8 protein-coding genes are annotated in these 7,376 nt (G+C 64.5%); all 8 read right to left on the bottom strand.

Annotation, left to right across the window (positions count from 1 at the left end):
• Positions 1-160 precede the first annotated feature (160 nt).
• Positions 161-697: an NYN domain-containing protein gene (locus LLH00_10810; protein MCE5271759.1), complete on the bottom strand. Its 537-nt coding sequence runs from the start codon at positions 695-697 to the stop codon at positions 161-163.
• A 2-nt stretch (positions 698-699) separates the two neighbouring features.
• A complete protein-coding gene (locus tag LLH00_10805) occupies positions 700-1,881 on the bottom strand; it encodes a beta-lactamase family protein (protein MCE5271758.1) in 1,182 nt (393 codons plus the stop codon).
• 174 nt (positions 1,882-2,055) lie between these two features.
• Positions 2,056-2,835, bottom strand: a complete 780-nt coding sequence (gene metW / locus LLH00_10800; protein MCE5271757.1) for a methionine biosynthesis protein MetW — start codon at positions 2,833-2,835, stop codon at positions 2,056-2,058.
• 1 nt (position 2,836) lies between these two features.
• Complete coding sequence (locus LLH00_10795) at positions 2,837-4,069, bottom strand: homoserine O-acetyltransferase (GenBank protein MCE5271756.1); 1,233 nt, start codon at positions 4,067-4,069, stop codon at positions 2,837-2,839.
• A gap of 2 nt (positions 4,070-4,071) precedes the next feature.
• On the bottom strand, positions 4,072-5,388 hold the full coding sequence (locus LLH00_10790) for an O-acetylhomoserine aminocarboxypropyltransferase/cysteine synthase (GenBank protein MCE5271755.1): 1,317 nt from the start codon (positions 5,386-5,388) through the stop codon (positions 4,072-4,074).
• Between the two features lie 291 nt (positions 5,389-5,679).
• Positions 5,680-6,135: an Rrf2 family transcriptional regulator gene (locus LLH00_10785; protein MCE5271754.1), complete on the bottom strand. Its 456-nt coding sequence runs from the start codon at positions 6,133-6,135 to the stop codon at positions 5,680-5,682.
• Between the two features lie 215 nt (positions 6,136-6,350).
• Positions 6,351-6,809, bottom strand: coding sequence for a chemotaxis protein CheX (locus tag LLH00_10780; GenBank protein MCE5271753.1), 459 nt, complete (start codon positions 6,807-6,809; stop codon positions 6,351-6,353).
• A 24-nt stretch (positions 6,810-6,833) separates the two neighbouring features.
• Entirely contained in the window at positions 6,834-7,346 is a 513-nt protein-coding gene (locus LLH00_10775) for a chemotaxis protein CheD (protein MCE5271752.1), read from the bottom strand.
• Positions 7,347-7,376: the final 30 nt, after the last annotated feature.

Genomic DNA, 7,376 nt, shown 5'->3' with positions numbered 1-7,376 from the left:
AAACTGCTACAACCCCCTGTTTCCCCCTTTTCTAAGGGGGATTAAAAGCCTTCAGCCCGAGCCTTTGGAAAATCCGTAAAGCGGAGCCGTCAAAATTCCCCCTTAACAAAGGGGGTGCCTGCGAAGCAGGCGGGGGTTGTAGCATCACGCACAGCCAGCCTCATTCCTCCTCCTCCCCTTTCGACCCGAATGCCTCCAGCCAGTAGTCCACCTCGGACCGGCTGATATGTGTCGGTTTCTCGCTGCGTCCCACCGCGGGCTTGACGCTGCCGCCGCTCTTTTTCGCTGAGCGCTCCACCCTCTCCGGGGTCACCTCGCGCCAGAACGCATCCGCCCCCAGCACCTCCACCCGGTTGTTCCCTGCCAGTTGCGACACCACCCCGGCCCAGTCCGAGCTGACCGCCCGCACCTGCCTCCCTTTGACCGCAGCCTCCAGGGCCAGCTCCACCACGGTCGAGTCGGCATCCGGGCTGAACACGGCCCGCACGCCGCGCGGCCCCCCGGACTGGCTCTCCCGCGGACCGGGGGCGCTGTCATAGACCACGGTCACGAGCACATCCTTGCGCGCGGCCACGTACCCGGCCAGGGCGGTCTCCAGGGCCAGGCGCGCCGCCTCCAGGCCCGAGGCGTTCTCGATCACACGCAAGGACTCGGTCCGGCGGATCAGGTTGTAGCCATCCACTACCACTGTCACCATGCTCAGCGCTCCCTGGCGTGCTTGTTGGCTTCTTTCTCTCCGGCCTGGCGCTTGAGCCGTGCATCGACCGCCTGACCCACCCGCGCCAGGTTCTGCTTCTCGGCCGCGAAATCCCAGCCCGGGCTGTCCCCGGCCTGATCGAGGCACATGGTCACGACAAGGTTCTCCCCGGGCAGGATACAGCAGACCGTGTGCGCCGCGCCGGAGAACACCTCGGCCCCCACCGACGGGAAAAGCCAGGTCAGAAGGCCGTACTCCGGGTCGGCAGGCACGCGCGTGGGCGGCTGGCTGACCCAGGCCTGGTCCAGCAGCGCCGGGTCGAAAAGCTGCCTGTCCCCGGCCTGTCCCTTGTCCAGGTAGAGCTGGCCGTAGCGGGCGAGGTCCCGCGCCGTGGCGTAGAGGCCTGAGCCGGGGTACGGCTCGGGCGAGGTCTCATCCGAATAGTGGACATAGATCGAGTCAAAGCCCATGCAGGTGCCCACGATATGAGTCAGGTCATCCCCCTGGTGCAGCCAGCCGACATCAGTCAGGCCCAGCGGCTCCAGCACCCGCTCGCGCAGGAGCTGGTCGTAGGGCTTGCCCGCGGCCCGGCCCAGGGTGAACCCCAACAGGCGCATGCCCAGCTCGTTGTAGTGGTAGGCCGTGCCCGGCTCGCTCTCCAGCACGATGTCGCTGAACGGCTCAACGCCCGCGGGCCAGGTGGCGGGCGGACGGCTCTCGCCGTAGACCCCGCCGCTGTGGCTGGCTAACATGCGCAGGGTGACACGCTCGCGCAGGAACTTTCCCCCCGGCCCTTTGCCGGTGAAATACGGCACATATTTGGCCACCGGGTCATCCAGCGCCACCGTGCCGTCCGTGACCAGCGACAGCAGCAGCCCGGCGCAGAAACCTTTCGACACGGAGAAACAGGGGAAACGCGAATCCGGGCCCACCGGCGCTGCATCCGCCGCACGGCCCTCGAAGCCGAAATACTTCTCGTACAGCACGCTGTCATCCCGCATCACCACCACCGCCCCGGCCGGGCAGTTGCCGGAAAGCAGCATGCTGCGCCGCACGTGGGCGTCCAACACCTCGAACGGGCCGGGAGTCTGGCTCAGGGCGGGCTCCCCGGAGGGCGTTTTGCCGCTCTGGGCGCTGCAGGCGATCAGGAGCAGAGACAGGGCGAGAAAGGTCAGCTTTCGCATCGCATGGCACCTGGGTTGAGGGTTGAGCCGGTATTCCCCGGCAAAAAACAAAGGCGGGATCCCGCATTCAATAAACCGGGATTCCCGCCTTCTGTCAATACAGACGCATCATTGTTTTTCTGGAATGAATTTCACCAAACAGGCCCCGCCGGTTACAAATGAACCAGGAGGCTTTCAGTTCCCGTTCTGCACCACCATCAGCGCTTCCTCGGCGAACATGTTGTCGCCCTCGGCCAACTCGCGCACCTGGCCCTCGCAGAGCACGTAGCCCTCGATCAGTTTCACCCGGTGCTCCGCGGTCCAGGCCAGGAAATCATCGATGGTGAACAGGTGGATGTTGGGTGTCTCGGCCCAGGAGAACGGCAGGGTTTCGAACACGGGCATGCGGCCGCCGAAACCCAGCTCCAGGCGCACGCGCCAGTAGCCGAAATTGGGGAAGCTGATAATCCCGCGCCGCCCGATCCGCAGCATTTCGCTCAACACCTGCACGGGATGGTGCACGGTCTGGAGGGTCTCCTCCAGGATCACGTAGTCGTAGAAATTGTCGGGGAAACCGGCCAGGCCCTGGTCCAGATCGGTCTGGAACACCGAGACCCCGCGGCGCACGCACTCGGCCACCTTGTACGGGTCGAGCTCCACGCCCTGGGCGCGGGCCCCGCGGCCACAGACCAGGCTTTCGAGCAGCTCGCCCGAGCCGCAGCCCAGGTCGAGCACACGGCTGCCGGGGTCGATGATGCTCTCGATCTTCTCGTGGTCCCAGCGCCGCTGCGGCAGGCCCGAAGCGGCAGGGCCATGGCTCGCCCCCTCGCGCAGGAACCGCTCGATCAGTTCCACCAGCCGCGCGGCCGAAAGGTTCTCCACCGGCTGCGAGTAGCGCGCGGCCCAGAGCCGCAACAGCTCGGTCAGGCGGTCGTGATGCGCATTGGGGCTGTTCGCTGTCTTGTCGCCGCTCATGCTACAACCGCACGGAAAGGAAATTGGACAGCAGCGGGCCAAGCTTTTCGTGCTCGACCAGGAACGAATCGTGGCCGTAGGAACTGGGCACCATGGCGTAGGTGACCGGGTGTCCGTTGCGCAGCACGGCCAGGGCCAGCTCGCGGCACTCCGCGGGCGGATAGAGCCAGTCGGTGGAGAACGAGACCACCAGCACCCGGCCTTTCAGGCGCGCGCAGGCCTTGTCCAGGCTGCCCTCGCCCCAGCGCAGCGCGGCGTCATAGTAGTCCATCGCCCGGGTGATGTACAGGTAGCTGTTGGCGTCGAACCGCTCGACGAACGAGCGCCCCTGGTAGGCCAGGTAGCTTTCCACCTCGAACTCGATCCCGAAGCTGAAATCCGGCTTGGTCTTGTTCTGCAGGCGACGGCCGAATTTCTTGTACATCGACTCGTCGCTCAGATAGGTGATATGGCCTAACATCCGGGCGGCGGAGAGCCCCGCCTCGGGCGGCGGGCCGTTGTAGTAATCCCCGCCGCGGAAATTGGGGTCGGTCAGGATCGCGTGCCGGGCCACGGCGTTGAACGCCAGCCCCTGCGGGCTGAGCCGGGCGCTGGAGGCCAGCACCAGAGCGTTCTCCACCCGTTCCGGGAAAGCCAGGGCCCACTCCAGGGCCTGCTGTCCGCCCAGCGAGCCGCCGATCACGGCGAACAGGCGCTCGATCCCCAGGCGGTCGAGCAGACGGGCCTGAAGGCGCACCCAGTCGCTGATCGTGACCAGTGGGAACCGCAGTCCGTAGGGTTTTCCGGAGGAATCCAGCGAGGCCGGACCGGTGGTGCCGTAGCAACTGCCCAGCACGTTGGAGCAGATGAAAAACCAGCGCCGCGTGTCCAGAGGCTTGCCCGGGCCGATCATCTCATCCCACCAGCCGGGCTTACGCTCGCGCCATCTGCGGCCGCTCGCCGCAGCCTCGGCGTCCCAGCCCGCCACGTGGGCATCCCCGCTCAGGGCGTGCACGATCAGGATCGCGTTGTCGCGCGCGGCATTCAGCTCGCCGTAGGTCTCGAACTCGACATCCACTGGCGAGAGCTTACCCCCGGCCTCCAGGCTGAAAGTCTCGGGCGGCTCGACCATGCGCAGCCGCTGCGGCCTCACCCAGCCGACCGAGCCAGGGCTCTCCGGTCCGGGGGGAACGGGTTTCTTCGAGGTCCCGGACCGGCCCCGCCCGGAGGCGGGGCCTGTCTGAGAGTTGGGCATGCTCAGGCTCCCTGGCTCTGTTTCAGGGCCTGGTCCAGATCGGCCAGAATGTCCTCGATCGACTCCAGGCCGATCGAGAGACGGACAAAGTCATCGGTCACGCCGGTGGAAATCTGCTCCTCCGGCGAGAGCTGCTGGTGCGTGGTCGAGGCCGGGTGTATTATCAGGCTCTTGGCATCCCCGATGTTGGCCAGGTGCGAGAACAGCTTGACCGCGTCGATCAGCTTCGCCCCGGCCGCGCGGCCGCCCTTGATCCCGAACCCGATTATCGCCCCGAAACCGTTTTTCAGATATTTCACGGCGTTGGCATGGTCGGGGTGGCTCTCCAGGCCGGGATAATTCACCCAGGCCACGGACGGGTGCTTTTCCAGGAAACGCGCCACGGCCATAGCATTCTGGCTGTGCTGGCGCACCCGCAGCGGCAAGGTCTCCGCACCCTGGATGATCAGCCAGGCGTTGAACGGGCTGATCGCCGGACCCAGATCGCGCAGGAGCTGCACGCGGGACTTGAGGATGTAGGCGATCCCCCGCACCACCGCCTGGTCGTGGTCGCCGAAAAATTTCCAATAGCTCACCCCGTGGTAGCTGGGGTCGGGCTCCACCAACTCGGGGAACTTGCCGTTGTTCCAGTTGAATTTGCCCGATTCCACTATGGCCCCGCCCAGCGAGGTGCCGTGGCCGCCGATAAACTTGGTCAGCGAGTGCACCACCACATCCGCCCCCACCTCGAACGGCCGCAGCACGGGCGGCGGGCTGACCGTGTTGTCCAGCACGAACGGGAGGCCGTGGTCGTGGGCGATCCGGGCGATAGCCTCGTAGTCGGCCACGTTGTTCTTAGGGTTGCCGATCGACTCGGCGTACAGCAGACGGGTGTTCCTGTCGATCTTCTTAGCGTAATTGGACGGGTCGGCGGAATCAACAAAGCGCACCTCGATCCCCAGCCGCGGCAGCGTGTAGTGGAACAGGTTGTAGGTGCCGCCGTAGAGAAAATTGGTGGAGACGATGTTCTGTCCGGCGCTGGTGATATTGAGCACGGCCAGAAGGATCGCCGCCGAGCCGCTGGCCACGGCCAGGGCCGCGGTGCCGCCCTCAAGGGCCGCCACGCGCTGCTCCAGTACATCCTGAGTCGGGTTCATGATCCGGGTGTAGATATTGCCGAATTCCTTCAGCGCGAACAGGTTGGCCGCATGCTCGCTGCTGCGGAACACGTAGCTCGTGGTCTGGTAGATGGGCACAGCCCGGCTGCCCGTGGTCGGATCGGCGGATTGCCCGGCATGCAGGGCGATGGATTCGATGCCTTTTATGTAATCGCTGCTCATGAGAAGAGCCTCCAGAATCGAGAGAAAAGTCCTTGCGGACATCAGGATATAAATATACTCAGCCTGCACCCCGGCTGACGGGCCGCCCGGATCAACGGGTCAAGCCGTCGCCACGGTGCTTCCTCCCGATTCGCATCGCTCCGCCGCACGGGCGGCGGGCTATCAGTCGGACCCGTGACAAGCTTCCCTCCTTCATGCTGTTTAACCAGGGGATTGAATATACAGTCCTGTCCCGGGTTTGCAACCATTTTCGGCTTGCGCCGCCTCCGGCCGAACCCCGCGACAGTTGTTTCAGATATCGTAGTTAAGCACTTTCGAGCTGGACTTGAGCCGCCAGCCCTCGACAATGTCGGCCAGGCTGGTGTGGTCGTAAAGCGCCGAAAGCGCCTGGAGCACGCTGCCCCAGAAATCGTGAAACGGGCACTGGAAATTGAGCTCACAACTGGCCTCCCCCTCCCGGCTGCTGACACAGGAGACCGGGGCGATATCGCCATCCACGAACCGGACTATCTCACCCAGAGTGATCGCCTCGGGCGGGCGCGCCAGGAAATAGCCGCCCTCCACCCCGCGGCGGCTCTCCACAAAACCGCCCTGGCGCAACTCGCTCAGGATCACCTCCAGGAAGCGACGGGGTATCTGCTGGCGGGCGGCGATCAGGGATATCCTGACCGGACGGGTCTCGCCGTGGCGCCAGGCCAGCTCGTACAGGGACCGAAGCGCGTAGTAGCATTTACTTGAAATCTGCATCCGGCCCTCCGTGTTGATTGTTCACTAAATCAATCGGTTTAGTGTTAAAATAGTGTGGCCAGCCTTAATCTGTCAAGAGGATTCAGCAGCAAGAAAGCGGGGAAATCGTCCAAAAGAGAGGGCGGCCGGGGAAGGGGCACCGAAAGCAAAACCGGCCCAGCTCATGCGCAGGACCGGCCGCCGAATTGCCTTGAGTTGTTCGGAACCGTCGCGGATCATTCCACTTCGAGGTTGGCCAAAAGCGGGTAATCCTCGGCGCACAGGCAGATCGAGTCCTCGACGGCGGCCTCCTGCCAGCCCGCCTCATCCAGGCGGCTGACTTTGGGTACGGTCAGGTCGAACACCGGCTCCAGGCCGAAGCGCTCGGTCAGGAACCGCCCGCAGGTCATGTTGAGCACCTCGCGCAGGGCATCCATGATCATGCTGGCCGAGAGGTCATCGGCCGAGGCGCCCAGTATGTTCACCGCGATCTCGCGGCACAGGTCGCTCGGAGCGGCCAGGCTGACCCAGCCGTTCTTCTCCCCGCTGAATTCCATCCGCGCCAGGAGGCTGTCCTCCGGCGGCTGACAGCTCGGCTCATCCTCCGCCTCATCGGCGAAAATGAACGCCATCTGCTCGAGCACATCGATCAGGCTGCGACTGAGTATCTCGCGGTCATCGGCGCTGGTGTTCATCCGGCTCCCCCGAATGGAAATTAGTCAAAGAGTTATCAACTGGCCCGCGGCGTGCACTGTCACTTTTCCGGAGCCGACATACAGCCGCATGGTGCGGGCCAGCATCCCACCGATATGCTCGGCGGCCAGCCTAAGGCCGTTCTTTTTCAGGAATTTGCGCAGGACCTGGTAATTGATCCGGCCCACATGGAACACCGTGTCGAAATCGAACACCTGGCCGCAGCCGGCAACCTTGAGCACCAGGTTTTCTTTCCTGGCGCCGCGGGAGAACATCTCCTCCAGCAGGGCCGGCACCCCGATGTCCACGAACTTGGCCGGACAAACACCCGCATCCTCCGGCTTGAGGCTGGACCTCGGCAGAAGGCAATGGATCAGCCCACCGAGCATGGCCACCGGGTCATGGACCGCGAGCCCCAGGCAGGAGCCCAGGGAATAAGTCACCAGCAATGCGTTCGGATCATCCGAGACCGTGTATTCAGCAATGTCCACCACGCGTTGATCGTAGCCGCTGTCCATCCGCCAGACTGCCTGCTCCATCTGCCCCTGCCTCAATCGCAGTTGCTCTGC

Source organism: bacterium, from assembly GCA_021372515.1.
In the GTDB taxonomy this organism is placed as follows: domain Bacteria; phylum Gemmatimonadota; class Glassbacteria; order GWA2-58-10; family GWA2-58-10; genus JAJFUG01.
The sequence above is the reverse complement of the archived record's forward strand: the minus strand, read 5'-3'. Positions and strand labels throughout refer to the sequence as shown.

Excerpts from the sequence above, each read along its gene's own strand:
- LLH00_10810 (MCE5271759.1), bottom strand. The coding sequence starts at position 697 with ATGGTGACAGTGGTAGTGGATGGCTACAACCTGATCCGCCGGACCGAG.
- LLH00_10805 (MCE5271758.1), bottom strand. The coding sequence starts at position 1,881 with ATGCGAAAGCTGACCTTTCTCGCCCTGTCTCTGCTCCTGATCGCCTGC.
- metW (MCE5271757.1), bottom strand. The coding sequence starts at position 2,835 with ATGAGCGGCGACAAGACAGCGAACAGCCCCAATGCGCATCACGACCGC.
- LLH00_10795 (MCE5271756.1), bottom strand. The coding sequence starts at position 4,069 with ATGCCCAACTCTCAGACAGGCCCCGCCTCCGGGCGGGGCCGGTCCGGG.
- LLH00_10790 (MCE5271755.1), bottom strand. The coding sequence starts at position 5,388 with ATGAGCAGCGATTACATAAAAGGCATCGAATCCATCGCCCTGCATGCC.
- LLH00_10785 (MCE5271754.1), bottom strand. The coding sequence starts at position 6,135 with ATGCAGATTTCAAGTAAATGCTACTACGCGCTTCGGTCCCTGTACGAG.
- LLH00_10780 (MCE5271753.1), bottom strand. The coding sequence starts at position 6,809 with ATGAACACCAGCGCCGATGACCGCGAGATACTCAGTCGCAGCCTGATC.
- LLH00_10775 (MCE5271752.1), bottom strand. The coding sequence starts at position 7,346 with ATGGAGCAGGCAGTCTGGCGGATGGACAGCGGCTACGATCAACGCGTG.